Origin of the sequence: Tardiphaga sp., assembly GCF_028290785.1 — a bacterium.
Taxonomy (GTDB): Bacteria; Pseudomonadota; Alphaproteobacteria; order Rhizobiales; family Xanthobacteraceae; genus Tardiphaga.
On sequence record NZ_JAQGJD010000315.1, the window covers coordinates 1 to 24,695 of the forward strand.

At 64.8% G+C, this 24,695-nt stretch carries 27 protein-coding genes and 1 tRNA gene; 12 read left to right on the top strand and 16 right to left on the bottom strand.

Annotation, left to right across the window (positions count from 1 at the left end; genetic code table 11):
* Positions 1-50 precede the first annotated feature (50 nt).
* From JWR89_RS19255 to JWR89_RS19270, 4 genes are all read left to right on the top strand, one after another.
* Positions 51-127: transfer RNA gene (locus tag JWR89_RS19255), tRNA-Arg, on the top strand.
* Between the two features lie 125 nt (positions 128-252).
* Positions 253-1,290, top strand: coding sequence for a polysaccharide deacetylase family protein (locus JWR89_RS19260; protein ID WP_299719032.1), 1,038 nt, complete (start codon positions 253-255; stop codon positions 1,288-1,290).
* Between the two features lie 23 nt (positions 1,291-1,313).
* The gene (locus JWR89_RS19265) at positions 1,314-1,535 is read left to right on the top strand and encodes a hypothetical protein (protein ID WP_299719034.1); all 222 of its coding nucleotides are present in this window, start codon (positions 1,314-1,316) and stop codon (positions 1,533-1,535) included.
* A 153-nt stretch (positions 1,536-1,688) separates the two neighbouring features.
* On the top strand, positions 1,689-1,883 hold the full coding sequence (locus JWR89_RS19270; RefSeq protein ID WP_299719036.1) for a hypothetical protein: 195 nt from the start codon (positions 1,689-1,691) through the stop codon (positions 1,881-1,883).
* Between the two features lie 10 nt (positions 1,884-1,893).
* Here JWR89_RS19270 and JWR89_RS19275 read toward each other — a convergent pair whose 3' ends face one another.
* Entirely contained in the window at positions 1,894-2,046 is a 153-nt protein-coding gene (locus tag JWR89_RS19275; protein WP_299719038.1) for a hypothetical protein, read from the bottom strand.
* A 97-nt stretch (positions 2,047-2,143) separates the two neighbouring features.
* Here JWR89_RS19275 and JWR89_RS19280 point away from each other — a divergent pair, with 97 nt between their 5' ends.
* Together JWR89_RS19280 and JWR89_RS19285 are read left to right on the top strand one after the other, a co-directional pair.
* Positions 2,144-3,028 (top strand): FkbM family methyltransferase, encoded by an 885-nt coding sequence (locus tag JWR89_RS19280; RefSeq protein ID WP_299719040.1) that lies wholly within the window; start codon positions 2,144-2,146, stop codon positions 3,026-3,028.
* A 108-nt stretch (positions 3,029-3,136) separates the two neighbouring features.
* A complete protein-coding gene (locus JWR89_RS19285; protein ID WP_299719042.1) occupies positions 3,137-4,084 on the top strand; it encodes a TRAP transporter substrate-binding protein in 948 nt (315 codons plus the stop codon).
* Between the two features lie 98 nt (positions 4,085-4,182).
* On the opposite strand, the gene JWR89_RS19290 is transcribed toward JWR89_RS19285, so the two are convergent.
* Both JWR89_RS19290 and JWR89_RS19295 read right to left on the bottom strand, forming a co-directional pair.
* Entirely contained in the window at positions 4,183-4,605 is a 423-nt protein-coding gene (locus tag JWR89_RS19290; protein ID WP_299719082.1) for an FKBP-type peptidyl-prolyl cis-trans isomerase, read from the bottom strand.
* Positions 4,606-4,729: 124 nt separating this feature from the next.
* Positions 4,730-4,909 (bottom strand): hypothetical protein, encoded by a 180-nt coding sequence (locus JWR89_RS19295; protein WP_299719044.1) that lies wholly within the window; start codon positions 4,907-4,909, stop codon positions 4,730-4,732.
* Positions 4,910-5,247: 338 nt separating this feature from the next.
* On the opposite strand from JWR89_RS19295, the gene JWR89_RS19300 reads away from it, so the two are divergent.
* Positions 5,248-5,592 (top strand): DUF6481 family protein, encoded by a 345-nt coding sequence (locus JWR89_RS19300; RefSeq protein WP_299719047.1) that lies wholly within the window; start codon positions 5,248-5,250, stop codon positions 5,590-5,592.
* Between the two features lie 73 nt (positions 5,593-5,665).
* Here JWR89_RS19300 and JWR89_RS19305 read toward each other — a convergent pair whose 3' ends face one another.
* Positions 5,666-5,905, bottom strand: coding sequence for a pentapeptide MXKDX repeat protein (locus tag JWR89_RS19305; RefSeq protein WP_299719050.1), 240 nt, complete (start codon positions 5,903-5,905; stop codon positions 5,666-5,668).
* 327 nt (positions 5,906-6,232) lie between these two features.
* On the opposite strand from JWR89_RS19305, the gene dctP reads away from it, so the two are divergent.
* The 3 genes from dctP to JWR89_RS19320 are packed head-to-tail and all read left to right on the top strand — an operon-like array spanning position 6,233 to position 9,161.
* Positions 6,233-7,255 (top strand): TRAP transporter substrate-binding protein DctP, encoded by a 1,023-nt coding sequence (gene dctP, locus JWR89_RS19310; RefSeq protein ID WP_299719053.1) that lies wholly within the window; start codon positions 6,233-6,235, stop codon positions 7,253-7,255.
* Complete coding sequence (locus JWR89_RS19315; protein ID WP_299719083.1) at positions 7,252-7,806, top strand: TRAP transporter small permease; 555 nt, start codon at positions 7,252-7,254, stop codon at positions 7,804-7,806. The genes dctP and JWR89_RS19315 overlap by 4 nt, the downstream gene beginning before the upstream one ends.
* Positions 7,803-9,161 carry a TRAP transporter large permease gene (locus JWR89_RS19320; protein WP_299719055.1) on the top strand — a complete coding sequence of 453 codons (1,359 nt, stop codon included), beginning with the start codon at positions 7,803-7,805 and terminating at the stop codon, positions 9,159-9,161. Before JWR89_RS19315 ends, JWR89_RS19320 begins: the two co-directional genes overlap by 4 nt.
* A 28-nt stretch (positions 9,162-9,189) precedes the next feature.
* Here the strand turns inward: JWR89_RS19320 and JWR89_RS19325 are convergent, their stop codons facing one another.
* From JWR89_RS19325 to JWR89_RS19355, 7 genes are all read right to left on the bottom strand, one after another.
* Positions 9,190-10,221 (bottom strand): SCO family protein, encoded by a 1,032-nt coding sequence (locus tag JWR89_RS19325; RefSeq protein ID WP_299719057.1) that lies wholly within the window; start codon positions 10,219-10,221, stop codon positions 9,190-9,192.
* Positions 10,218-10,964 (bottom strand): hypothetical protein, encoded by a 747-nt coding sequence (locus JWR89_RS19330; RefSeq protein WP_299719059.1) that lies wholly within the window; start codon positions 10,962-10,964, stop codon positions 10,218-10,220. Before JWR89_RS19330 ends, JWR89_RS19325 begins: the two co-directional genes overlap by 4 nt.
* Positions 10,961-12,145, bottom strand: a complete 1,185-nt coding sequence (locus JWR89_RS19335) for a tyrosinase family protein (RefSeq protein WP_299719061.1) — start codon at positions 12,143-12,145, stop codon at positions 10,961-10,963. The genes JWR89_RS19330 and JWR89_RS19335 overlap by 4 nt, the downstream gene beginning before the upstream one ends.
* Positions 12,146-12,392: 247 nt before the next feature.
* Positions 12,393-13,301 carry a hydroxymethylglutaryl-CoA lyase gene (locus tag JWR89_RS19340; protein ID WP_299719062.1) on the bottom strand — a complete coding sequence of 303 codons (909 nt, stop codon included), beginning with the start codon at positions 13,299-13,301 and terminating at the stop codon, positions 12,393-12,395.
* Positions 13,298-15,307, bottom strand: coding sequence for an acetyl-CoA carboxylase biotin carboxylase subunit (locus JWR89_RS19345; RefSeq protein ID WP_299719064.1), 2,010 nt, complete (start codon positions 15,305-15,307; stop codon positions 13,298-13,300). Before JWR89_RS19345 ends, JWR89_RS19340 begins: the two co-directional genes overlap by 4 nt.
* Positions 15,308-15,309: 2 nt before the next feature.
* On the bottom strand, positions 15,310-16,914 hold the full coding sequence (locus JWR89_RS19350) for a carboxyl transferase domain-containing protein (protein WP_299719066.1): 1,605 nt from the start codon (positions 16,912-16,914) through the stop codon (positions 15,310-15,312).
* Between the two features lie 203 nt (positions 16,915-17,117).
* A complete protein-coding gene (locus tag JWR89_RS19355) occupies positions 17,118-17,423 on the bottom strand; it encodes an ETC complex I subunit (protein WP_299719068.1) in 306 nt (101 codons plus the stop codon).
* Positions 17,424-17,652: 229 nt separating this feature from the next.
* Between JWR89_RS19355 and JWR89_RS19360 the strand changes: the two genes are divergently transcribed.
* Positions 17,653-18,840, top strand: a complete 1,188-nt coding sequence (locus tag JWR89_RS19360; protein ID WP_299719070.1) for an OpgC domain-containing protein — start codon at positions 17,653-17,655, stop codon at positions 18,838-18,840.
* 66 nt (positions 18,841-18,906) lie between these two features.
* Here the strand turns inward: JWR89_RS19360 and JWR89_RS19365 are convergent, their stop codons facing one another.
* From JWR89_RS19365 to JWR89_RS19375, 3 genes are all read right to left on the bottom strand, one after another.
* Positions 18,907-19,212: a hypothetical protein gene (locus tag JWR89_RS19365; protein ID WP_299719072.1), complete on the bottom strand. Its 306-nt coding sequence runs from the start codon at positions 19,210-19,212 to the stop codon at positions 18,907-18,909.
* Positions 19,213-19,407: 195 nt separating this feature from the next.
* On the bottom strand, positions 19,408-20,709 hold the full coding sequence (locus tag JWR89_RS19370; RefSeq protein WP_299719074.1) for a L,D-transpeptidase family protein: 1,302 nt from the start codon (positions 20,707-20,709) through the stop codon (positions 19,408-19,410).
* A 90-nt stretch (positions 20,710-20,799) separates the two neighbouring features.
* On the bottom strand, positions 20,800-22,011 hold the full coding sequence (locus JWR89_RS19375) for a BtaA family protein (protein ID WP_299719076.1): 1,212 nt from the start codon (positions 22,009-22,011) through the stop codon (positions 20,800-20,802).
* A gap of 152 nt (positions 22,012-22,163) precedes the next feature.
* Here JWR89_RS19375 and JWR89_RS19380 point away from each other — a divergent pair, with 152 nt between their 5' ends.
* Positions 22,164-22,865, top strand: coding sequence for a class I SAM-dependent methyltransferase (locus tag JWR89_RS19380; protein WP_299719078.1), 702 nt, complete (start codon positions 22,164-22,166; stop codon positions 22,863-22,865).
* Here JWR89_RS19380 and JWR89_RS19385 read toward each other — a convergent pair.
* A complete protein-coding gene (locus JWR89_RS19385) occupies positions 22,849-23,829 on the bottom strand; it encodes a YbhN family protein (RefSeq protein ID WP_299719080.1) in 981 nt (326 codons plus the stop codon). The genes JWR89_RS19380 and JWR89_RS19385 overlap by 17 nt on opposite strands.
* Positions 23,826-24,665, bottom strand: a complete 840-nt coding sequence (locus JWR89_RS19390) for a phosphodiesterase (RefSeq protein ID WP_299719085.1) — start codon at positions 24,663-24,665, stop codon at positions 23,826-23,828. Before JWR89_RS19390 ends, JWR89_RS19385 begins: the two co-directional genes overlap by 4 nt.
* Positions 24,666-24,695: the final 30 nt, after the last annotated feature.

The following is a 24,695-nucleotide window of genomic DNA, read 5'->3' on the forward strand; positions in this document are numbered from 1 at the left end:
TTGGCGCGGAAGCGGATTTTTCATATTGGCAATGCTATGAACACCCCGACGGTCCCATAGCTCAACTGGATAGAGTAACGGATTTCTACTCCGTGGGTTGCAGGTTCGAATCCTGCTGGGATCGCCAGCCTCGGTCGGTGCCGGTCGCCCTGTGGCGCAACATCGCACCGATTTGAATCAAAACCACAACCCGCGCTTAACCATTTTCGCCGAACGTCATTCCGAAGCGGCAGTTCGCGGCGGGAGTTTGTGATGCGTAGGGTTTCGGTTCTGGCGGCGGGCGGCGGCCTCGTTCTGGCGGTGGCAGCGATCGGGTTTGGGGCGAGTCACTGGCTTTCGGGGGCCTCGAAGGTCGCTGCGACCAGCAAGAGCGATGCGGAACTCACCACCGGCGCCATTGCGGGGCGCTGGCCCGGCAACGAACCGGACAAGACCAGCGCACCGGCGCCGACCGTGCAGCCCGCCCCTAGCCGTGCCAGCGAGCCGGTTCGCGCCGCGGCACCGGCCTGCGCCAATCCCAACGCACTCGGCGTCTCGCGCACCGTCGAGATCGACACCGCCGGCGGCCCCGGCCTCGGCCTGTCGCAGTACCGCGACTATGACTTTCTGGAGCCCGGCGAAGTCGTGCTCACCTTCGATGACGGCCCGTGGCCGGTGAACACCCCGGCGGTGCTGGCCGCGCTCGACGCGCAGTGCCTGAAGGCCGTGTTCTTCCCGGTCGGCAAGCACGCCTCCTGGCATCCCGCGATTCTCAAGCAGGTGCTCGCGGCCGGCCACACCGTTGGCTCGCACACCTGGTCGCACGTCAACCTGGCGATCAAGCCGCTGCAGGAAGCCAAGGACGAGATCGAAAAGGGCTTTAGCGCCGTGACGCTGGCCGCCGGCCAGCCGATCGCGCCGTTCTTCCGTTTCCCGCAGCTGCGCCAGACCGCGGACCTGAAAGCCTATCTCGGCCAGCGCAACATCGCGGCCTTCTCGATCGACGTGGACTCGGAAGATTTCCGCATCCACAAGCCCGAGGCGCTCGTCACCTCGGTGATGACCAAGCTGAAGAAGACCGGCAAGGGCATCCTCTTGATGCACGACTTCCAGAAGTCCACCGCGCAGGCGCTGCCGGAAATTCTGCGGCAGTTGAAGGACGGCGGCTACAAGGTGGTCGCGATCCGCGCCAAGGACACCGCGGTCACGCTGCCGGACTACGATGCTCTGGTCGCTGCCGCCGTGGCGCCGGTCAAGACCAGCAATGCCAAGCCGATTGCCGGCGTGATACGTACGGTGAGCGGCAACTAGGCGCCGCGCGCACCGGGAACGTGATGCCATCTTCCGAGATCCCCGACGCTCCATCGGCTGCGGCTACCAAGCCGCCGCGCTGCGCCATGTGCCGGGGCCGGATGGAGGTGGCGCGCCGCGAGGCGGCGCCGAACGGCGCCGAGAAGCTGACGTTCAAGTGCCCGAAGTGCGAGTTCGTCAAGACCAAGATCGTCGGCGATCCCCTGCACGACAGCCGCCACCGTCCGCCGCGTAAAAAGAAGTGAGCTGGCGCCGCTGAAATACCCGCCGAATCATCAGCCCCGGCGATCGTAACCACACCTGAAGCGCGCGATTGCGGGCGTGGCGGCGACAGGCTAAACCCCGCGCCGAAGCGCTCGACCAGCCCGGTTCAGCGGATTCCCCCCGAGATCGCGACCATGGCCGACGCTTCGCAATATACCATTCTGACGTTCCAGCGCCGGCCCGGCCTGTGGCGGGCCTCGATCAGTCCGAAGGTCACGAGCGGCGCCACCATCAAGGGCCAGACCATGCTGGGCTTCGTCACCGAAGACGATTGCGACAGCGAGGAAGCCGCCGAAACCGCGGCCAAGCGCGCGATCAAGAAGCTCTAGCCGACTCCCGTTACAGACCGGACGGTCGCCACGACAGATCCTCGGACGCCAGATAGATCGCGATCGCCGCCAGGCACAGCGCCAGCCCGATCCAGAACAGCGGCGAATGATGGATGCGGCGCCAGTCGCGGGTTTTCGGCGAGCCGTGGTGCGGGTTGTTCACGCGATCTCCATTTCTACCGGCCAGTACCCGAATCGACGCGACGTTCTGACGCACGGCGCCACCGCTCCTTAGCATGCATGGTGCCGCGATGCGGCATGTGGCGATTCAACACCTCCCCGACGAACTGACCGCGCTGCTGCAGCCGGCGCGGCTGACCGATGTCGTGGACATCGGCGCCAACCCGATCGACGGCGATCCGCCCTACAAGACGATGCTGCAACGCCGGATCTGCCGCGTCACCGGCTTCGATCCGCATCCGCTGGCGCTGGCCCGGCTCAATGCCGCGAAATCGGATCTCGAAACCTACCTGCCCCACGCCGTCGGCGACGGCGACAGCCACACGCTGAACATCTGCCGCGGCCTCGGCTTCGCCAGCCTGCTGCAGCCCGACGCCCGCGCGCTGACGCATTTCCCGAATTTTTCCGAACTCGGCCGCGTGGTCGATCGGGTCCCGTTGCCGACGCGCCGGCTCGACGATATCGCCGAGATTGCCGCCATCGACCTGCTCAAGATCGACATCCAGGGCTCGGAGCTGTCGGTGTTCCGCCATGGCCGCGCTCGGTTGGCCAAGGCCGTGGCGATCCAGACCGAAGTCTCGTTCGTGCCGCTGTATGAAAAGCAGCCGGTGTTTGGCGAGGTCGATCTCGAATTGCGCAGCCTCGGCTTTCTTCCGCACATGTTTGCGGCCATCAACAAGAAGATGATCGCCCCGATGCTCGGACCGGATCCCGCAGCGGCCTTCAACCAGCTCGTCGAGGCCGACGTGGTCTACGTCCGGGATTTCACCCGGCCGGAGGCGATGGACAGCGAGCAGCTCAAGCACCTCGCGCTGATCGCGCATCATTGTTACGGCTCGTTCGACCTGGCGCTGAACTGCGTGCACCACCTGGCAGCCCGCAATGTCGTGCCGCCCGACGCCAGGAACCGCTACCTCACGCTGCTGCAGGCCGGTCGCGCGACGGCGGCCAGCCAGAGGCTTTAAACGGCCGCCGTAACAACGTACTGTAGTAAAGCGCCTGCGGGCGCCGATATTGTCGTGCGATTGCAGCCAACCTCACGGGCCCCCATGTTTTCTCGGCGTCGCCTTCTGTTGACCGCGGGACTGGCCATCGCCTGCCCTGCCGTACTTCGTGCCGAGCCGCGGCGGCTGCGGCTGGCCCACGGCCTGCCGGTCAGCCATCCCGTGCATCCCGCCATGCAGCACTTCGCCGACATCGTCCGCGAACGCACGCAGGGCGAGATCGAGATTGCCCTGTTCGCCGACGGCCAGCTCGGCCAGGAGCCCGACCTGCTGTCGCAGGTGCAGGCCGGCAAGCTGGATTTCCTGAAAGTCAGTGCCAGCCTGCTGGAGCGATTTCAGCCGGCGTATAAGGTCCTCAACCTGCCGTTCACGCTGCGCGACCGGGCGCACTGGCTGAAGGTCACCAGCAACGACGTCGGGCGCGACATTCTGGCGTCGACGACATCGTCGGGTATCGTGGGGCTGACCTATTACGACGCCGGCGCGCGCAGCTTTTACGGCCAGAAACCGATCAACCACCCCGACGATCTCAAGGGCCTAAAGATCCGCATCCAGCCGTCCGAAACAATGATCCGGCTGATGCAGCTATTCGGCGCCCAAGGCGTCGAGCTGGCCTGGAGCAACATTTACGTGGCGTTGAAATCGGGCTTGGTGGACGGCGCGGAAAACAGCGTCGCGGCACTGATCGTCGGCCGCCACGCCGAGGTGGTGACGCACTACTCGTTCGACGAGCACACCATGATCCCCGACGTGCTGCTGGTCGGCGCCGGCTGTTTAGAGGCCATGACGCCGAACCAGCGCGACATCGTCCGCGAGGCCGCGTGGGCCTCCTACCATCACATGAATACGCTGTGGACCTCGTTCGAGGCGCAGTCGCGGCTGGCGATCGAAGCGCGCGGGGTGACGTTCGTCGAGCCTGACAAGGCGCCGTTCATCGCCAAGGCCGCGCCGCTCACCGAGATGTTCGCCGGCGAAGAGTTTTCTCGCAACCTGCTGAAACGGATCGCGCAGTCCTGAGGGCGGAGAATCTCCATGTCCGGCTCTGCGGAGCGGCACAGCGGCGATGCAAGTGCATCGCCTGAAGTGCCGCACCGCGTCCGGGAAATGAGACGCTGTTACTTCACGCCGAGCAGTTCGACGTCGAAGATCAGCGTCGCGTTGGGCGGAATCGCGCCGCCGGCGCCGCGCGCACCGTAGCCGAGGTCCGGCGGGATGATGAGCGTGCGCTTGCCGCCGACCTTCATGGTCGAAACCCCCTCGTCCCATCCCTTAATGACGCGGCCCACGCCGATCGGAAACTCGAACGGCTCGTTGCGATCGACCGACGAGTCGAATTTCTTGCCCTTGACGCCGTTCTCATAGAGCCAGCCGGTGTAGTGCATCACGCAGGTCTGGCCTTTGGCCGGCGTGACGCCGGTACCGGGCTCGCTGTCTTCGATCTTGAGGCCTGAAGCTGTGGTCATGATTTTTCCTGTGGCTTGAGCCATGGCTGGAGAATGAAACGGCGCAGGCGAGAACCATGCGGCACCGACGGCCATCGCGGCCGCGGCGGCTGTTCGCTGAAAGGATCGCATGATGTCTCCGGTTGAATCGCCTCGTCCGGCGAAGCTATGCCCCGCCGGCCAGCCGCAGCGCAAGTCCGGGTGTCGCGATTCGCGAGGATCAGTCGAGTTTGGGGCTGCGCCGGGCGAGCTGGCTCTTGTAGTTTTCCAGCAACTGCGCGGCGAAGTCCTGGGCTTCATCGCGCTTCGCTTCGGACTGCGCCCCCGACATCGAGGGGTGCTGCGAGGCGGGATGTTTCGAGAGAAAGGATCGAATGACGCGATCGACGGCCGTCTGCATGTGAAACTCCCGAGTCCGACTTGAAACCCCGTCTCCTGCCGAAAGTTCCTGATCAGTCGGCTGGGAAGTCGGCAAGGTTCATCGAATGCCGGTTTGTTCCCGGAGAACGAACAGGGGGTGCATTTTACCGCCGTAGCAAAGGTTAAGTAATTGTTCGCAATGCGGCCAACGGCCCGTCGCCTTGCCCGTTTCGGGCAACCTTGGCTGGATTTGCAGATAGTTGATGCGCTGCGACGCCATGGGCTGTAAACCGCAGTTGAGTTTCGGCCGTGCCGGCGTTTGCCTGGCGGCCCGCGGCACGCCCACCCCCAACCAAAGAAAGCGACAAGGCCTCGTTCATGAGCGGATTCAAGGAACCCAGCTTCGCGGATCGCCAAAAGGCGGCCCTGGAAGCCAAAAAGAACATTCTGACCAAGTTCAAGTCGCAGCCGGGTCCCGATGATCCGGCCGTGATGGCCCGCGCCGCCGAGCGCGAGGCCCAGGCCGCCCTGCGCGCCAAGGCCAAAGTGGTCCGCGACGCCGAGAAGGCCGAGAAGAAAATCCGCGAAGCCGAGGAAGCCGCCGAGGAAGCCGCCCGCCTGGTCCGCGAGAAGGAAGAAGCCGCCGCTGCCGAAGTGGCGCTGGAAGCCGAGAAGAAGGCCGCCCGCGACGCCCGCTACGCCGCCCGCAAGAAGCGCAAGTAAAACACCAGATCACAACGACGAACGCAGGCCCGCCTGTCACGGCGAGCCTGCGCATGAATGAGGATGTGGAAGCTTACTTCTTCATCTCGTCCTTCTTCATCATGCCGTCTTTCTTCATGCCATCGTTCTTCTTCATGCCGTCATGGGACATGGCGTCCTTTTTCATGCCGTCATCCTTTTTCATCATGCTGTCCTTCTTCATACCGTCGTCCTTGCCCATCTTGTCCTGAGCGAAGGCAGCCGGCGCCAGCGCCAGGCTGAGCGAGAGGGCTGCGGCAGACACGCCGAGCGCGATCCTGGTGGTGATGGTCATGAGCAATCGTCCTTTGAACCATTTCTGAGAAACGCGACGTCTGTCGCATCTCCCAAGACGGTCGCCGAACCGGGTTTGTTACGGACGCCGGAAAATTTGTCCGCAGCGACCTTTCAGCGCGGGCCGCATTCGCCGCGCGACGTGCCGGAAAGATGTGGTAGTTGACCGCGTCACGACGCATTTCGGTCTGTGCGGTGCAGCATCGAGCTGCCGCGATGTGTGTTGCATAAACTATCAGACTAGAGCAGATCACTGCGAACATGGCTAAGGTGGCGGTTCAACCCCCGCCCCGATATCAAGCAAGAATAACGCTTCAGGGAGATCCCCATGCTGACCCGCCGCCACATTCTCGCCTCGGCGCTCGCCGCCCCCGCCATCCTGCGCCTCGGCACTGGTACCGCGCATGCCGCGACCACGCTGAAAATCTCGCACCAGTTCCCCGGCGGCACCATCGACAAGGGCGATTTTCGCGACCGTCTGGTGCGCACCTTCGCCGCCGAGATCGCCAAGCGCAGCGGCGGCGACCTGGTCGCCGAGGTCTATCCGAACTCGTCGTTGATCAAGACCAACGCGCAGTTCTCCGCGATGCGCAAAGGCGCGCTCGACCTCAGCCTGTATCCGATGCCCTATGCCGGCGGCGAATTGCCGGAGACCAATATCGGCCTGATGCCCGGCCTGGTTTCGACCTACGAGCAGGGCCTGCGCTGGAAGACCCAGCCGATCGGCAAGGCGCTGACAGACTTTTTGGCCGACAAGGGCATCGTGCTGCTGACCTGGGTCTGGCAGGCCGGCGGCGTCGCCAGCCGCACCCGCCCGCTGCTGACGCCGGAAGACGCCAAGGGCCTCAAGGTGCGCGGCGGCTCGCGCGAGATGGACATGGTGCTGCAGACCGCCGGCGCCGCGGTGCTGTCGGTGCCGTCCAACGAAATCTATGCGGCGATGCAGACCGGGGCCTGTGATGCCGGCATCACCTCCTCCACCAGCCTGATCTCGTTCCGGCTGGAGGAAGTCGCCAAACACCTCACCTCGGGTGCAGGCGCCTCGTACTGGTTCATGCTGGAGCCGCTGATGATGTCGAAGGCGATCTTCGACAAGCTGCCGAAGGCACAGCAGGACATCCTGGTCAGCGTCGGCGCCGACATGGAAGCGTTCGGCAAGAAGGGCGCGCAGGAAGACGACGTCGAGGTCACGAAGGTCTACGAGAAGGCCGGCGCCAAGATCAGCGTGCTCGACGGTGCCACCGTCGGCAAATGGCGCGACATCGCCCGCGATACCGCGTGGAAGGATTACAGCGCCAAGACGCCGCTGGCCGCCAACCTGCTGAAGCTCGCCAGCGACGTTGCCGCCTGATGCATGGCGCGCTTCCGGATCAACTCGATCCTCCCATCGCCGCCGCGAGCCACCCGGCCGTGGCGGCGCTCGAGCGCGCGCTGGCGTTCTGCAACAATGTCATCGTGGTGCTCAGTGCGATTGCGCTGATCGCCGCCTGCCTGATCCTTAGCTACAGCGTCCTGACCCGCAGCGTGTTTCACAGCGCCACCTACTGGCAGGACGAGGCCGCGGTGTTCCTGCTGGTCGGCGCCACCTTCATGACCGCCGCCTATGTGCAGAGCCAGCGCGGCCATATCGGCATCGAGGCCTTTGTCGGGTTGCTATCACCGATGGCCAACGCCATCCGGCTATGGCTGATCGACGTCGCCAGCTTCGTCTTCTGCGGCTTCTTCGCGTGGAAGTCCTGGACCCTGACCCATGAGGCCTGGATTGACGGCCAGGTCTCCAACTCGATGTGGTCGCCGCCGCTGGCGATCCCCTATGCGCTGATGGCCGCCGGCATGACGTTGCTGTGCGTGCAGATCCTGCTGCAAATCCTGATCCCGATCAGCCGGAAGGCGCGCCCGTGACCGTTGTTGGAATTGGAATTAGCTACGGCCTGGCCACCCTCGCCGCGATGTTCTCCGGAATGCCGATCGCGTTTGCGCTGGGCTCGGTCGCCGTGGTGTTCATGGCGATCTACATGCCCTCGGCTTCGCTCGATACGGTGACGCAGAACGTCTACGAGGAGATGGCCTCGATTACGCTGCTGTCGATCCCGCTGTTCATCCTCAAGGGTGCCGCGATCGGCAAGTCGCGCGCGGGACAGGATCTCTACACCGCATTGCATGCCTGGCTGCACCGGATTCCCGGCGGCCTCGGCGTCGCCAACGTGTTCGCCTGCGCGCTATTCGCGGCGATGGCGGGCTCGTCGCCCGCGACCTGCTCGGCGATCGGCTCGGCCGGCATTCCCGAAATGCGCAAGCGCGGCTATTCCGGCGGTTTCGCCGCGGGCATCATCGCCGCCGGCGGCACGCTCGGCATCCTGCTTCCGCCGTCGATCACCATGATCCTGTTCGCCGTCGCCGCAGAGAAATCGTTGGGAAGACTGTTTCTGGCCGGCATCGGCCCTGGCCTGCTGCTGGTGACATTGTTCGGCGTCTATGCGGTGATCCGCTTTCGCAAGGAATACGCCACGGCGCATGCCGCGTACCTTTCGACCGGCGAGACCTCGCCGATCCTGAAGCACGACGACTTCACCATGAAGGAGCGCTTCAGCGCGCTGCCGCGGGTGCTGCCGTTCATCATCCTGCTGACCGGCGTGATGGTCGCTTTGTATGGCGGCTATTCGACGCCGTCGGAAACCGCCGGCCTCGGCGGCCTGCTGGCGCTGGCGCTGATCGCGGCGATCTACGGCGTGTGGCGGCCGCGCGATCTGGCGCCGATCCTGAAATCGACGATCAGGGAATCCACCATGCTGATGATGATCATTGGCATGTCGCTGTTGTACTCCTACGTGATGAGCTACCTGCACATTTCGCAGTCGGTGGCGGAATCCATCGTGGCGATGCACCTGCCGCGCTGGGAACTGCTGGCGGCGATCCTGGTGATGGTGGTGATGCTCGGGTTCTTCCTGCCGCCGGTATCGATCATCCTGATGACCGCGCCGATCGTGCTGCCGCCGCTGCGCGCCGCGGGCTTCGACATCATCTGGTTCGGCATCGTCATGACCATCGTCATGGAAATGGGCCTGATCCATCCGCCGGTCGGGCTCAACATCTTCGTCATCCGCAACGTCGCCCCCGACATCCCGCTCAGCGACGTGATCTGGGGCACGCTGCCGTTCGTGCTGCTGATGATGTTCGCGGTGGTGCTGCTGTGCTTCGTGCCGCAGATCTCGACCTTCCTGCCGGACCTGGTGATGGGTCCGGACGGCGGGAGATAACGGACGGGCGAGTGGCGCGTGGGCGCAGCTATTCTATTCGCCGCTTCGCATCCATCGCGCCGATCGCATCGGCCGCTTCTTCCACGTCCCAGAGGCGCCGTGCGTTGAAATCGACCATGGCGCCGGACGCGTCGCAGAGCAGGATTTCGATGCGATGCCGGTTGACCGTTGATGCGCTGTAGCCGACACCGAGGTCGAGCCCGTCGCGGATCGACGCGAAGGAACCTGTCGCGCGGAACAGTTGGCAGGTTTCGCTGAAAACCATGCCGCGGTCGGCGCCGTAGCGCTGCAACCGCGGCGGCAGATCATATTCCGGGTCGTAGCTGATGCCCGCCAGCATCACGCCGTGGTTCGGATCGCGTGCGCCAAGCAGACGGTCAAGCCGCACCAACTGGCTGATGGTGCGCGAGCATTTGTCCGGGTTCATGCAGCGCGTATAGAAAAACGCAATCAGGCTGGTACGGCCGGCGAAACGATCGCGGAACGTCACGCAGCGGCCGTCCTGATTCTGCAGCTCGACCGCGCCGGCGACATCGTCGATATGCCGTGGCCGCGACGCCGCGGCCGGGTGTCCGCCGCCGCAGCATGACCGGGCAGTCGCGCCGGCGGCTTTCTCCAGGACCGCTGCCAGCGCAGCCGTCGCCTCTCCGATGGCGGTATGCGTTCCCGCGTCGGGCGGCGCCGGATAGCTGTCGAAATCCACAAAATCGTCCGCCAGCCGGATACGGTCGATCGCGCCGGCGAGCAAATTCGCGATGTCGTCCGGCAGGGCCGTGGCGCTGCGTACCACCTGGGCTGCGGCCGCGACGGGATAGGCCGTGGTGGCGGTTTCCAGCTCCTCGACGGCATAGGGCATCAACGCATCCGCGAGCCCGGCTCTGGCGAGGCGCACCATGATGGTGGCGCGCAGGCGCTCGACCTCGGTCGCCCCTTTACCCTGATAGATCGATGCGCCCTCATCCAGCAGGCGGAGCTGTGCACGGCGGTCCGCACCGTCGTTACCCGCGGCGATCTCCGAAAGCACCTCGGCAATCCCGCGCGTGGACGGACTGGCGCTCATTTCAGCCCGGGAACCGAGGGTGGGCGGTCGAGCGGGATGCCGGCACGTTCCAGCGCGCCGCTGACCGAGGCCTTGATCTCGCCGAAATCGCTGGCGTCCTGCACGATTTCCAGCGCGCTGTTTTCAAACCGGCTCGGATCGAGGCTGCGCAGCGCCACGGCGCCGGCGCGCCGTACTTCCTCGAACTCATTCTTGTCGCGCATGATGCCGTCGAGCAGTCCGGTCGCGGCGGGGTCGGCCCCCAGCACACGCACGGCCTGAGCGCGGGTCGGAATATCGGTGGCCGTCCCGAGCAGTTCACGTGCGATGGCGTTGGCCGAGCCGTGGTCGTCGCGCGCCAGAAGGCCAAGCGCCGCGGCCGCCGGCACCAGGGTCTTGCCGGTGCCCTGCAGCCCTTCGGTCAGCACCTGACGGGCGAACTCGTCCTTGAAATTGACGAGCGCGTCGAGCGCATCGTGGCGCAGGTCGCCATCGTCATCAGTCGCGGCAATTCGTAGCGCGCGGAGGAAGCCCGGATGAAAGGCACTGAACAGCTCGCCCTGAAAGGTCCCGCCCTGCAGGATCCGCAGCGCGTTGCGCCGCGTCTCGACCGCCTTGCTCGGGTCTGCCAGTTGTTCGGTGGCGGTGGCCCAGGCCTGCTCCGGCGTGGCCGTGGTCGGACCGCCGAGCGCGGTGGAGTTGGCCGCGAGCGCGGCACTGGCCAAGTCCGCTTCGACCTGCTGGCGGTATTGCTTGACGTTCATGCGACCACTCCGGCGGGGAGTTCAAACGGCACATCATCATAGTCGAAACCCAGCGCGTCGGCACCGCGGACGCCCTGGTAATCGATCATATCGCGAACGATGGGCTGCGCGCCAGGCGGACTTCCGATAGGCGATTGCGGGAACGGGCCGCGAGGCGGCGTGAAGGTCGGCCGCGGCGGCGTGATGGAGCCGTTCCATGGCCACATCGTATCGGTCAGGTTGTGACCGATATTGCCGGGACGCGGCGGCGGCGGCTGCTGTCCCGGTGGCACCGCCAGCGAGAAGCTGGCGGCATCGTTCGGGTCCGTTCGATGGTTCAGCCATTGCCAGAACGCCCACAGCCGATCGACATTGGCATGCAGCATGAAAAACAGTGGATCCTTGGCCGCCGTGGGCACGCTATTGATCGGGCCATCAAAGCTCGTATGCGCGCTGCCGTGCGGCGCGATTTCCATCCACCGAAACTCAGGATAGGTGGCGCCCAGCGCCATGGTGGCCTGCTGCGAGATCACATTGTCCTGGCCCTGAACCTGCTGCGGCGGCGCGCCGGAGATCGCGTAGCGCGGACGCCGTTCGATCGGATCGTTGCCGTCGGTCTTCCAGAACTCGAGCGCGTGGCCGTGCGGAAAGTGGATGACGTCGCCCTGGGCGCGCTGCGGCGGCGGCATTCCCAGAAAGTCCATCGCGAACAAGGTCGGCGCCGGACGGTCGAAGCGCCAGTACGGCAGCGTCACCCGGAAATCGATCTTCTGCAACTCGCGCTCGAGGTCGAGCAGATAGGCGCGATGCCACGGCGGAAAGGCCGGGCGACCGTGGGCTTCGCTCCTCGACTTATCGACATGCGTGTCGCGAAAAGCCTGGAATGGGCCCTGCCCGGCATCGTTGAGCTTGCCTATTGCAAGCAGAAAACGGTCGCGCTCGGCCGCGGAAAGCGCCGTGGCATCCTTGCGGATCCTGACCATCAACTCACGGCGGCCGACGGACGCGCCGGACGCGAATGCCTCGATCGCCGCATCGCCATAGTCGGAGCTCGGGTGCTGAAACTCGCCGGCCACCCAGAATTCGACCTTGCTGCCGTTGATCGGCAAGTCGAGCTGAAGCTCGGAATTTCCCGCGTCGCTTCGCTGGGTGTCGAACACGACGCGGCCACCTCCCGCCTGCCCGGCATTCTGCAACGTCACGCCTGTTGGGTTCGATGCGCCCGTGGAGTCAGCCAATCGTGCCGTGGCTTTGACTGGCGCCCAGGTCAGAAACGCTCGATTGTTGCTATCCGTCGTCGGAAGTTCGATTTCAACGCGCATCGAAATTCGCTCCTGCAAATTGCGTCTGCGAAGTCGGCACAATTAAATAGAGCAAGAACTCTACCTTACCGTGCATCTTTGCAAAGGCAATATGCCGGAGACCAAAGCGGGTCGCTTTGAAGCACTTCTAACTGTGCGCGATTGTGCGGCTCGCATTCAGCGCCGACGCGACGCGGCTCACCGGCGGGCGGCCGATCAGCGCGCTGATCGTATTGGTGGCCGCCAGCAGCTTGTCCATGTCGATCCCGGTCGCGATCCCCATACCTTCCAGCATGTAGACCACATCCTCGGTGCCGACATTGCCGGTGGCGCCGGGCGCATAGGGGCAGCCGCCGAGGCCGCCGGCGGCGCTGTCGATGACGCGGGCGCCCTCTTCCAGCCCGGCATAGATGTTGGCCAGCGCCTGGCCGTAGGTGTCATGGAAATGCATCGCCAGGCTCTTCATGGGCACGGCTTCGGCGCAGGCGCGTAGCAGCGCGCGGGCCTTGGTCGGCGTTCCCACCCCGATGGTGTCGCCCAATGACACCTCGTAGCAGCCGAGGTCCCACAGGGTGGTGGTGACGTCCACCACCGCCTGCACATCGACCTCGCCGTCATAGGGACAGCCGAGTACGCAGGACACGTAGCCGCGCACCTTGACGCCGTCAGCCTGCGCGCGCGCGATCACCGGCTTGAAACGCTCGATGGATTCCGCCACCGAGCAATTGATGTTGGCGCGGGAAAAACCTTCCGAGGCGGAGGCGAACACGGCGATGACTTTCGCGCCGACGGCTTTCGCGCCCTCATAGCCCTTCTCGTTGGGCACCAGCACGTGGAATTCACCCGGCAGATCCCGCACGCCAAGGAACACCTGATCCGATCCCTGCATTTTCGGGATCGCCTTGGGCGACACAAACGAGCCGACCTCGACTGTGTGCAGCCCGGCGCCGACCAGCGCCTTCACAAATTCGATGCGCGCCTCTGGGCTGACGAATGTCTTCTCGTTCTGCAGCCCGTCGCGCGGGCCGACTTCGACGATACGAACCTGATCGCTCATGATGCTTTCAATTCCGCGGGCTCGACCACGGCGAGTTCGACGCCTTCCTGGACGATATCGCCGACCTTGCAACGGATGCTGGTCAGCACCCCGGCGAACGGCGCCCGCAAGGTCTGCTCCATCTTCATGACTTCCAGGGTCAGGATCGCCGCGCCTTTTTCCAGCGTCGCGCCCTCCTCGGCCAGCAGCGCCACCACGGTGCCCGGCAATGGCGCCACGATCTTGTCCTCGCCGACCTGCTCCTCGTCGTCGCCGCCGAACGGATCGACCCAGTGGATGTCAAAGCGCCCGTTGCGGGTGCGCAGATAGAGTTCGTGGCCTTCGATCACCGCGACGATGTGCGAGCGCGAGCCATCGAGGGTGAGATCGAAACGGCCACGTTCGGCGGCTGATGAGGTGAAGGCGAATTCGCGCTCGCCGATGACGATTTTTACGGGACCGCTGCCATAGTGCAGCACGGCCTTGTGCTCGTGGCCATCATGGCGAAATTTGAACACGCGCTGGCGTCGTCCCACCGGCATCCAGCCCGCGGCCTGCCATGGCGATGTCTCGCCTGCTTGCGCGGCTTGTTCTTCGCCGAGGATCGCCGCAATCGCCGCGCACAGTTCGAGGTCGCCGGGCGCCGCGGCCAGCGGCGTCAGTGTCGTCAACTGGCGTTCGATGAAGCCGGTGTCGATGGCGTTGGCACGCACGTCGGGATGGGTCACCAGCGCCGACAGGAATGGAATGTTGGTGACGATGCCACGCACGTCGGTTTCTTCCAGCCCGCGGTTGAGCCGGTCGATGGCGGCATCGCGCGTCGGCGCCCAGGCGATCACTTTCGCCAGCATTGCATCGTAGTTCGGCGACACGCTGTCGCCTTCGCGATAGCCGGCGTCGATGCGCAGGCCGTTGCTCTCTTCAGGCGTGCGCCAGGTCCGGATCCTGCCGACCGACGGCATGAAGTTCTTGTGCGGATTTTCCGCATAGACCCGCGCCTCGACGGCGTGGCCGTTGAGAACGATCTGGTCCTGCGTCAGCGGCAGCGTTTCGCCGAACGCGACGCGCAACTGCCACTCCACCAGATCGACCCCGGTGATCAGCTCGGTGACGGGATGCTCGACCTGCAGCCGGGTGTTCATCTCGATGAAGAACACTTCCTGGCCGTCGGAGACGAATTCGATGGTGCCGGCGCCGACATAGTTGACCGCGCCCGCCGCCTTTCGCGCGGCGGCGCAGACCGCCTCGCGCTGCGCCGGATTAAGCGTCGGCGACGGCGCCTCCTCAATCACCTTCTGGTGGCGGCGCTGCAAGGTGCATTCGCGCTCGAACAGCGAGACGAGATTGCCATGGCTGTCGCCGACGATCTGCACCTCGATGTGGCGGGGATTATCGACGTATTTCTCGATCAGCATGCGGTCGTCGCCGAATGCGGCCTTCGCTTCGCGCTTGGCGCTGACAATGGCGGCAGCGAGTTCGCCGGCCGAGCGCACCACCCGCATGCCGCGGCCGCCGCCGCCGGCGGAGGCCTTCACCAGTACCGGGAAACCGATCTTGCCGGCTTCGGCCGCCAGCGTCGCTTCGTCCTGCGCCTCGCCGTGAAAACCCGGCACCAGCGGCACCCCGGCCTTTTCCATCAATTGCTTGGAGCCCGACTTGGAGCCCATCGCGGTGATCATGTCCGCGGTCGGGCCGACGAACACGATCTGCATGTCGGCGCAGGCCTGCGCGAACTCCGCGCTTTCCGAGAGAAACCCGTAGCCGGGATGGATCGCCTCGGCGCCGCTCGCGGTCGCCGCCGCCAGGATACGCGGGATGCTGAGATAGCTGTCGCGGGCCGGCGCCGCGCCGATCCACACGGCCTCGTCGGCCTCGGCGACATGCAGCGCATCGCGATCCGCGTCGGAGTAGACCGCGACGGTGCGCAGTCCCATGGCGCGCGCGGTGCGGATGACACGGCAGGCGATCTCGCCGCGGTTGGCCATCAGCAGCGTGCGAAAGCGTCGGTACAGTGCGGGAGTGGCCATCATCACATCCTGAACAGGCCGAAGCGTGTCGGCTCGATGGGCGCATTGGCCGACGCCGACAGGCCGAGGCACAATACCAACCGCGTATCGGCGGGGTCGATCACGCCGTCGTCCCAGAGACGCGCGGTGGCGTAATACGGACTGCCCTGGGTTTCGAACTGCTGGCGCGTCGGCGAACGGAACGCTTCTTCTTCCTCGGCGGACCAGGTGCCGCCCTTGGCCTCTATATTGTCGCGGCGCAGGCTGCTCAACACCATCGCGGCCTGCTCGCCGCCCATCACCGAAATGCGGGCATTGGGCCACATCCAGAGAAAGCGCGGGCTGTAGGCACGGCCGCACATGCCGTAATTGCCGGCGCCATAGGAGCCGCCGACAACGACAGTAAATTTCGGCACGCCGGCGGTGGCCACCGCGGTCACCAGCTTGGCGCCGTCGCGGGCGATGCCGCCGGCCTCGTATTTCTTGCCGACCATGAAGCCGGTGATGTTCTGCAGGAACACCAGTGGGATATTGCGCTGGCAGCACAGCTCGATGAAATGCGCGCCCTTCAGCGAAGATTCGCTGAACAGGATGCCGTTATTGGCGATGATGCCGACCGGAAAGCCCCAGATGTGCGCGAAGCCGCAGATCAGCGTCTGGCCGTACAGTTTCTTGAACTCGTCGAATTCGGAGCCATCGACGATACGCGCGATAATGTCGTGCATGTCGAACGGTTTTCGCGCATCCGCTGGGATGACGCCGTAGAGCTCCTCCGCGGAATAGAGCGGGTCGCGTGGCGGTGCCATGTTGAGTTCAGCGCGCTGCACGGGCTTCAGCGTCGCGACGATCTTTCGCGCGATGCCGATGGCGTGGCCGTCGTTCTGCGCATAGTGGTCGGTGACCCCCGACTGGCGCGAATGGACGTCGGCGCCGCCAAGCTCTTCCGCGGTGACGACCTCGCCGGTTGCGGCCTTCACCAGCGGCGGGCCGCCGAGAAAGATGGTGCCTTGATTCCGCACGATAATGCTTTCGTCGGACATCGCTGGCACATAGGCGCCGCCGGCGGTGCAGGAGCCCATCACGACGGCGATCTGCGGGATGCCCTGTGCGGACATCTGCGCCTGGTTGTAGAAGATGCGGCCGAAGTGGCGCTCGTCCGGAAATATCTCGTCCTGCTGCGGCAGGAAAGCGCCGCCGGAATCCACCATGTAGATGCATGGCAGGTTGTTCTGCCGCGCGATGTCCTGGGCGCGCAGATGCTTCTTCACGGTCATCGGATAATAGGTGCCGCCCTTGATGGTGGCGTCGTTGGCGACGATCATGCATTCCCGGCCCGACACCCGGCCGACTCCGGTGACCAGGCTGGCGGAATGCACGTCGCCGCCATACAGGCCGTGGGCGGCCAGCGGCGACAGTTCGAGAAAGGCGGTGCCGGGATCGATCAGGAGGTCGACGCGCTCGCGCGCCAGCATCTTGCCGCGCGACGTATGCCGGGCGCGCGACACCTCGCCGCCGCCGCCGGCGACCGCGCCGAGCTTGTCCCTGAGCTCGGCCACCTGCACCTGCATGGCTTCGACGTTGCGCTTGAATTCGGATGAGCTGGGATCGATGGTCGAGCGAAGCGGCATCGGCTTCCGTTTCCTGCAGTTTTCGTTTTTTCTTTGCACCGCGCCCGGTTGGGCCGCGGCGATGGTGTCATTGCGCCGGCTCGGTGCGCAACCCTAACTTTGGGGGATAGTCGTAGGGTGGGCAAAGCGAAGCGTGCCCACGCGTCCGGCGTCGCATGCGTGGACACGGCGCAAGGGCGCCTTTGGCCACCCTTACGAAGGCGCTAGTGCGACCAGGGCTCGGTGCGGCGAAACGCGAAATTGTCGGCGTAGGCGATCACCCGGGGGGCGCGGACCTTGGGCTCGATCACCTGGTAGGCGATACCCTCGCGCTCGCAATAGGCCACGGCCTCTTCCTTGGTCTGGAAGTGCAGCGACAATTGCTGCTTCATGTCGCCCGACGAGGTCCAGCCCATCAGCGGCTCGATGACCCGCGGCTGCTCCGGCTCGTAGTCGAGCTGCCATTCCTTGGTCTTGGCCAGCCCGGCCTGCATCGCGTTCTTGGCAGCCTTGAAGATACGTGCGGTCATTTGATGCTACAGCCTGAAAAGATGCGACATTGCGCCAAATTGGTGGAAACGGCGGGCTTGGTATAGTCAATTGGCACGGATGGCATCCGTGATTCCGCCGTTGGTCGGTTTTCGAGGTTCGGTATATTCTTTCCCAGGCGTCGTGACAATCGGGCCACGAAGCTGCTTATCTCGCTGGATTGCTTCCTAGATTTCCCTGGCTTCGAATACCCGCAATAGAACGGCTCCCATGGACATCCACGCCATTCTTCCCCCCAAAGGACGCGACCTCCGGCTGGACCTGTTCCGCGGCATCGCCAACTGGGCGATTTTCCTCGATCACATTCCCGACAACGTGGTCAACTGGATCACCACCCGGAATTACGGCTTTTCCGACGCTGCCGACCTGTTCGTGTTCATTTCCGGCTACACCGCCTCCTTCGTCTACGCCAAGATGATGCTGGAACGCGGCTTCATCGTAGGCGCCACCCGGCTGTTCAAGCGGGTCTGGCAGCTCTATGTCGCCCATGTCATCCTGTTCGTGATCTATATCGCCGCCATCGGCTACGTGGCGCAGCGCTACAACGACCCCGACATCATCAACGAGTTCAATGTCGCCGGCCTGGTCGATAACCCGATCCAGACCCTGACCCAGGGCCTGCTGCTGAAATTCAAGCCGCTCAACCTTGACGTGCTGCCGCTCTACATCGTGCTGATGGGCTTCTTCCCGCCGGTGCTGTGGATGATGCTGCGCAAGCCCGACCTGACCATGCTGGCCTCGCTCGCGCTGTATTTCGCCGCCCGGCAGTTCGGCTGGAACCTGGCGGCTTACCCTTCCGGCACCTGGTATTTCAACCCCTACACCTGGCAGCTTCTATTCGTGTTCGGCGCCTGGTTCGCACTCGGCGGCGCGGTCGAATCGCGCTCGGTGATCAAGTCCAAGGTGCTGCTGTATTTCGGCCTGGCCTATCTGCTGTTCTCGCTGGTGATGACCATGGCCGGCCGGTTTCCCGATTACGGCCACATGATGCCGGAGTGGCTGTTCGATGCCTTCAACCCGAACGACAAGACCAACCTGGCGCCGTATCGCGTGCTGCATTTCGTCATCATCGCGTTCTTCGTGACCCGCTTCGTCTCGAAGGAATGGCCAGGCCTGCAGTGGAAGATCTTCGAGCCGATCATCAAATGCGGCCAGCAGTCACTGGCGGTGTTCTGCGTCGGCGTTTTCCTGTCGTTCGTCGGCCACTTCGAACTGATGATGAGCTCGGGCTCGCTACTGGCGCAGATCTTCGTCAGCACCGCCGGCATCGCCCTGATGACCGGCGTGGCCTATTACATCTCGTGGTCGAAGAAGCAGGACAAGCCGTTGCCAAAGCCGGTGCCGGCGGCGGCATCGCAACCCCAGGCATCGGCTACGGCGGATTCGACGCCGTCCTGACCTCGCGCCCATAAAAAAGGGAGGGCCACTGCCCTCCCCGATGTCTCGATTGTTCAGACCGATCGCTTACCAGCGGCCACCGCCGTAGCCGTGACCGCGATCCCAGCCGCCGCGACGCGGGCCGCCATAGCCGCCGCCGAAGCCGTAGCGCGGACCGGGACGACCATAGCCATAGCGCGGGCCGTAGCCGTAGTTCGGGCGCCGCCAGCAACGGCCGTACTCGTCGCACACCAGGCGAACCTGCTCGATATTGCCGGACTGACCGACCTGGCCGTTCGCGGCAAGACCGTTCGGCATCGCGGACGCCGAACCGGCGCCGAGCGCGATTCCGCCGAGCGCAACCAGACCGGCGACCATCAATTTCAACTTCATTTCAAACTCCTCGTTGGGCATCAGGAACACGCGGCCGGTCGAATGGTTGCGCGAGACCGGCCACGTCGATGTAACGGCATCACCCGTGGATGGCATTCGTGGCCAAACAAAGGGAGGCAACACGCGCCTTTTGGCGCAGGCATAGCGACGATGATGCAGGCTCTGCGCTGAACGCGCCATGAACGACAGCTGTCTTTAGTTGACCTTGCTGCGCTCCGCCGGCTTGCTGGCCTGATCGAAGAACGACTTCACTTCCGCGCTCGCTTCGACGAGTTGGCTGTCCTGGTCGTAGACGTCGTTGCGGAATTGCACGACCTGGTCGCGGCCCATCCAGCCGCTCAGATAAATCCAGGCCACCGGCACTTTCTTCTCCAGCTTGACGCTCTGCTTGACCCCGGTGGCGATTGCCGCGTCGATCTCCGGGCGTCCCCAGTTCGGCGTGTCCTCGAGCAGCCAGGCGGCGAGATCGCGCACGTTGTCGACGCGCACGCAGCCGTGGGAATCGAAACGGTAGTCCTCGCTGAACAGGTTCTTCTGGTTGGTATCGTGCATGTAGACGGCGTAGGCGTTGGGCATGTCGATCTTCACCTGGCCGAGCGCATTCCACGAGCCCGGCTCCTGGCGCACGAAAACGTTCGGCAGCTTCTCCGCGGCCCAGTCGATGGTCGCGGAATCGAGCACGTTCTCCTTGAAATCCAGCACCTGCATGTGCATGCGGCTGAGATAGGTCGGGTCCTTGCGCATATGCGCGGCGATCTCGTTCTTGGTGATCGAGGCCGGCACCGTCCAGGTCGGGTTGAGGTTGACGTTGCCGATCTCTGACGTCACCGTCGGCGACGGCTTGTCGGCCTTGCCGAGCACCACGCGGTAGCGCCGCACGACGATGTCGTTTTCGACCGCCTCGGCGTAGGCCGCCGGCAGGTTGACGACCACATAGCGCGGGCCGAAACGGAAGCCGATGCTGGCGACGCGCTGCAACGATGCTTCGAGCTGCTCGATGCGCTTCTGCACGGGAATGTTGAGCGCCGCGAGCGAGCGCGGCCCGACATTGCCGGTGGCTTCGAGGCCATGGCGAAGCTGGAAACGTTTCACGCCAGCGACCAGCGCGGCATTGTAAGGGCCCTTGGCTTCCGCCGAAGTCAAATCGCCCGAGATCACCAGGCGCAGTCGCAGCAGTTCGTCATGCGGCCCGGGGGTGGCGAGGGAGAATTTGGCTTCGGCCGGGATGGCGGGCCATCCGCCGAGCTTCTCGATCAGCGAATAGGCCTGGATCGCATCGGTGATGCGGTCGGCGGAACCGGCGTCGAAGGTCGGCTCGCTGGAGGCGGCCAGCGCTGCTGCGGAACGGGTTTCCGGCGTCGGCGCGGGCGCCTTGGCTTCGACAGGTTTCGCGGCGGGCGTCGCCGCCGTGGATGGCACGGCCCCGGTGGTCTGGGCCCGAGCTTCGAGGCCACCCTGCATCAACAATGCCGTCATCACCACGATCGCGCGCTTCATCGTCAATTTCCTACCGCCCAGATAATGCGGCACGATAGATCGACAACGATAACCATTCCTTAACTACACAGGCGGTCGCCGCGCCCGCGGCTAGTCTGCCTTGCGCGTGTAGAGATGGAAGCCGCCGTAGATCCCGGAGCGGTCCGCGGCGAGCCCCGCGGCGCTGCGCGCATCGTCGCGCTGCCAGGTGTCGCGCAGCGACGCCAGTTCCGGGCCATCCAGCGGTGACTCCGCGCCGGCGGTGCGGAAGATGACGCGGACGCCGTCATTGCCGGCGCGGTCGATCGCGTTCCACAGCGCGCGGATTTCGTCCGGCGCCATCCAGTCCTGCGAGTCCAGCAGCACCACGGCATCGATCTGCCGCGCCGGCTGGCTCTCCAGGAAGACACGCAAATTGGCGTGCACCGGCGTCACCAGGCCGGCGCCCCGTACCATGTCGGCAAACCGGCTGCGCTGCAGATACAGCGGCAGGCAGGTGTCCCCCGGCCCCACATAGCTGCGGCTGAGTGCCTGCCAGGCGAAGTAGTTGGTGGCATTGGGATGCACGTCGATCAGGCGCAGCAGCCGCTGGTGCAGCACCTCGTTGAGCGGCTGGTCGCCGCCGAGCAGCGTGCGCTGCTGCGGCGGGATGCCGAGGCTGAACAGCAAGGCCGGCGTGCGCGTCATCCAACGCGCCAGCCGCGAATGAAACAGCCGGTGCAGTTTATCAAGTGCCTGGAGCCGCGCGGGCGAGGTAGCGTCATCCTTCAGCAATGCGCCGAGATCGATGCGGGCGACCTTCGCGAGCTGATGGGCGAAGCCGATGAAGCGACCGAGCGCGCCATGGCGGAAGAAGCCATCGGTGAAATAACCGTAGCGCGGCCGGCCGCGTACGTCGCGTTCGTCCCAGTAGCCGCGCGCCTCAGCGTCGAGCGCCGGTCGCAGCCGGTCACGATAGAGTGCGGCGTTCGACGCCGCATCGCCCTCGCCGAAGAATTTCCAGAACGTCGCATAGTCCGGCAATGCGCGCAGCCCGGCGAGCTTTAACTTGAGCAGCGACAGATGCGCCTCGTTAAGATCGATCGCATAGACCTGCGCCGGCTTCGCTGCGAGATACGACAGCGCGTTGCAGCCGCCGCTGGAGATGGTGAGGATGGTCGCGCCTTCCGGCAGTTGCAGCGCTGCGAGATCGGCTTCCGGGTCTTCCCAGATCTGGGTGTAGACCAGCCGGCGGAACCAGAAGGCGAACAGGCGGTCCCACACGGTGGCCTCTTCACGGCCACGGCTGTTGCGAACGGCGTCGGCGATCAAATGCGTGTTCATTGTTTCCTCGAATCGACCATTTGAAACATTTATCAATCGCAGACTGCGGTTTTGCGACAGCGCCATGCTGCCCTGTGCGTAAAACGCGCTGTCACACCGGCGTCGTGTTGCGATGGAAAGCATGGCTTTTGCGCCGGCCACGAGGTGATGCGATGACGACTGTCTCCGACTACGACGATGGTGCGGAAGCGAAGTGGTCGGCTGAGGCTACCGGCCGCATGAACCGGATGTACCGCTGGCAGCGTTACATCTACGACGCCACGCGGCGCTACTACCTGCTCGGCCGCGACGAGCTGATCGATGCGATCAAACCGTCGAACGGGGCCAGCGTGCTAGAAATCGGCTGCGGCACCGGCCGCAACCTGGTCCATGCCGCCAACAAATATCCCGGCGCAAGGTTCTACGGCATCGACGTGTCCACAGAGATGCTGACCACGGCGATTGCGGCGATCGCGCGCCGCGGATTTGATGGCCGCGTGCGTGTCGCCCATGGCGACGCTACCGCGTTCGATCCGGCCGCGCTGTTCGGAATCCCCGCGTTCGATCGCGTGATGATCTCCTACAGCCTGTCGATGATCGCCGACTGGCACGCGGTGCTCGACAACGCGGTGTCCCACCTGAAACCCGGCGGGCAACTTCATATCGTCGATTTCGGCAACCAGGAGCGGCTGCCGGCCGTGGCCCGCTCCGTGCTGCTGCGCTGGCTGACTTTGTTCGACGTTACGCCGCGCCGCGACATGCAGGATGTGCTGATGACCATGGCGTCGGATGCCGGCGCCCATCTTGCTTTCGCAAAGCCGTTCCGCGGCTACGCGCAATCCGCCGTGCTGACGCGCCCTACCCGGCCTGGCTGAGCTTGCGGCGGCCGATGTTGCGATGGAGTTCGACCGCGCCGAACAGCGCTAGCGCCAGCACGAACGGCGTCAGGTGGTAGAACAGCCGGAATAGCAGCAGCACTGCCAGCAGTTGTTCGTTGTGCTCGCCGCCGAGCCCGACCAGGATGGTGGCGTCGAACACGCCGATGCCGGCCGGCGCGTGGCTGGCAAAGCCGAGCAGCGTCGCGGCGATGAAGACGACGATGACGCGGGCGACGCCGACATCCATCGCCGCCGGCATCAACACATACATCGCCAGCGCCGCCGCCCCGAGATCCACCAGGCCGATGCCAATCTGCAGGAACACGTTGCGCCCGCTCGGCAGCGGCATCGCCCATCGCCTGCGGCCGAACAGCCGGCTGCCGTTCCAGGTCCAGCCGACATAGGTGACGATTCCGGCCAGCACTGCGATGGCGATCCAGCCATTCAGGTGCGGCGACAGATGATCGATCCGGCTGATCGCTTCCGGCTCGTAGAGGATGCTGAGGCCGAGCGCCGTCAGATTGCCGAGCCAGAACGTTAGCCCGGTGAGAAAGCAGATCCGCGCCACGTCGGCGACCCCGATCCGGTGTGGCGCATAGATGCGGTAGCGGATCGACGACGACACCAGCAACACCGCGCCGGTGCCGTGGGCGATCGGATAGCTGGTGAAGCTGGCGAGCGCCGCGATTCGGTACGGGATATCGCCGCGGCCGATCAGGCGCAGCGCCAGTTGATCGTACAAAGTGAGACTGCCATAGGAGAGCGCCACCAGCGCCAGCGACAACGCAATGCTGGCCGGGTGCGTCAGCCGCATCGCCGCCAGCACCTCGTTGAAGTCGACGCCCTTCAGCGCATGGGTCAGCGCCATGAAGGCGTAGACCGCGATGGTCACGCTCAACACGACGCCGAGGCTCTTCCAGCCCCGACGCGCCCAGATCGCTGGGATGGCAGGAAACCTCAAAGCAGTTTGCCGTCGGCCCCGAAGAACGGATGCGGCCCGTCGAACTGGCCGATCGGCACCTGGTGCGTCACCACATGGCCGAACGCCTCGTCGGCAAACCACGCGTGCAGGTGAAATGCCGGCGGCTCGATGGCGAAGGATGGCGCCAGCAGCTCGCCGAGATCGAGCGCGACCGCATGGTTCGGCACGGGGCAGATGGTGGCGGGAACGCCGGCGAACTGCGTCAGCGTGGCGCGATGCACATGGCCGGCGGCAACCCCTTGCACGCGCGGATGGCTGCGAACCAGCGCCGCGAGATCGGCGGCGTTGAACAGGTTCTGCACATCCATGTGCTCGATCCCGGTACGGAACGGCGGGTGATGCAGGAACAGCAGCGCCGGTCGCCTCGATGAGGACGCCAGCGTCGCGTCGAGCCAACCGAGGGTCGCAGCTTCCAGCTCGCCATGCGGCTGCGACGCCACGCTGGAGTCTAGCAGGATGACATCGAGGCCGCCGACGCTGCGCACCTGGTTCAGCGCGCCCGAGGGCTCGGCATAGGCCTGGTCGGGAAACGCCGCGCGCATCATGTCGCGCGAATCGTGATTGCCGGGAATCGCGATGAAAGGGATTGCGAGCGGCGCCAGCAGGCGCTTGAGGTGGTCGTATTCCTCGGGTGTCGGCGTGTCCGCGAGATCGCCGGAGATCACCACCAGATCGGGCCGCGGCTGCAACGCATTCAGCGTTTCGACGCAACGTTGCAGCGCCAGGGCGGTATCCACCTTGCCATAGGCCAGTTCGCCCGGCGCCTTGATGTGCAGATCGGAGATCTGGGCGATCAGGATCGGTTTTGACGGCATCGGACTTCCCTTAGTCTTCTCTTGGCAACA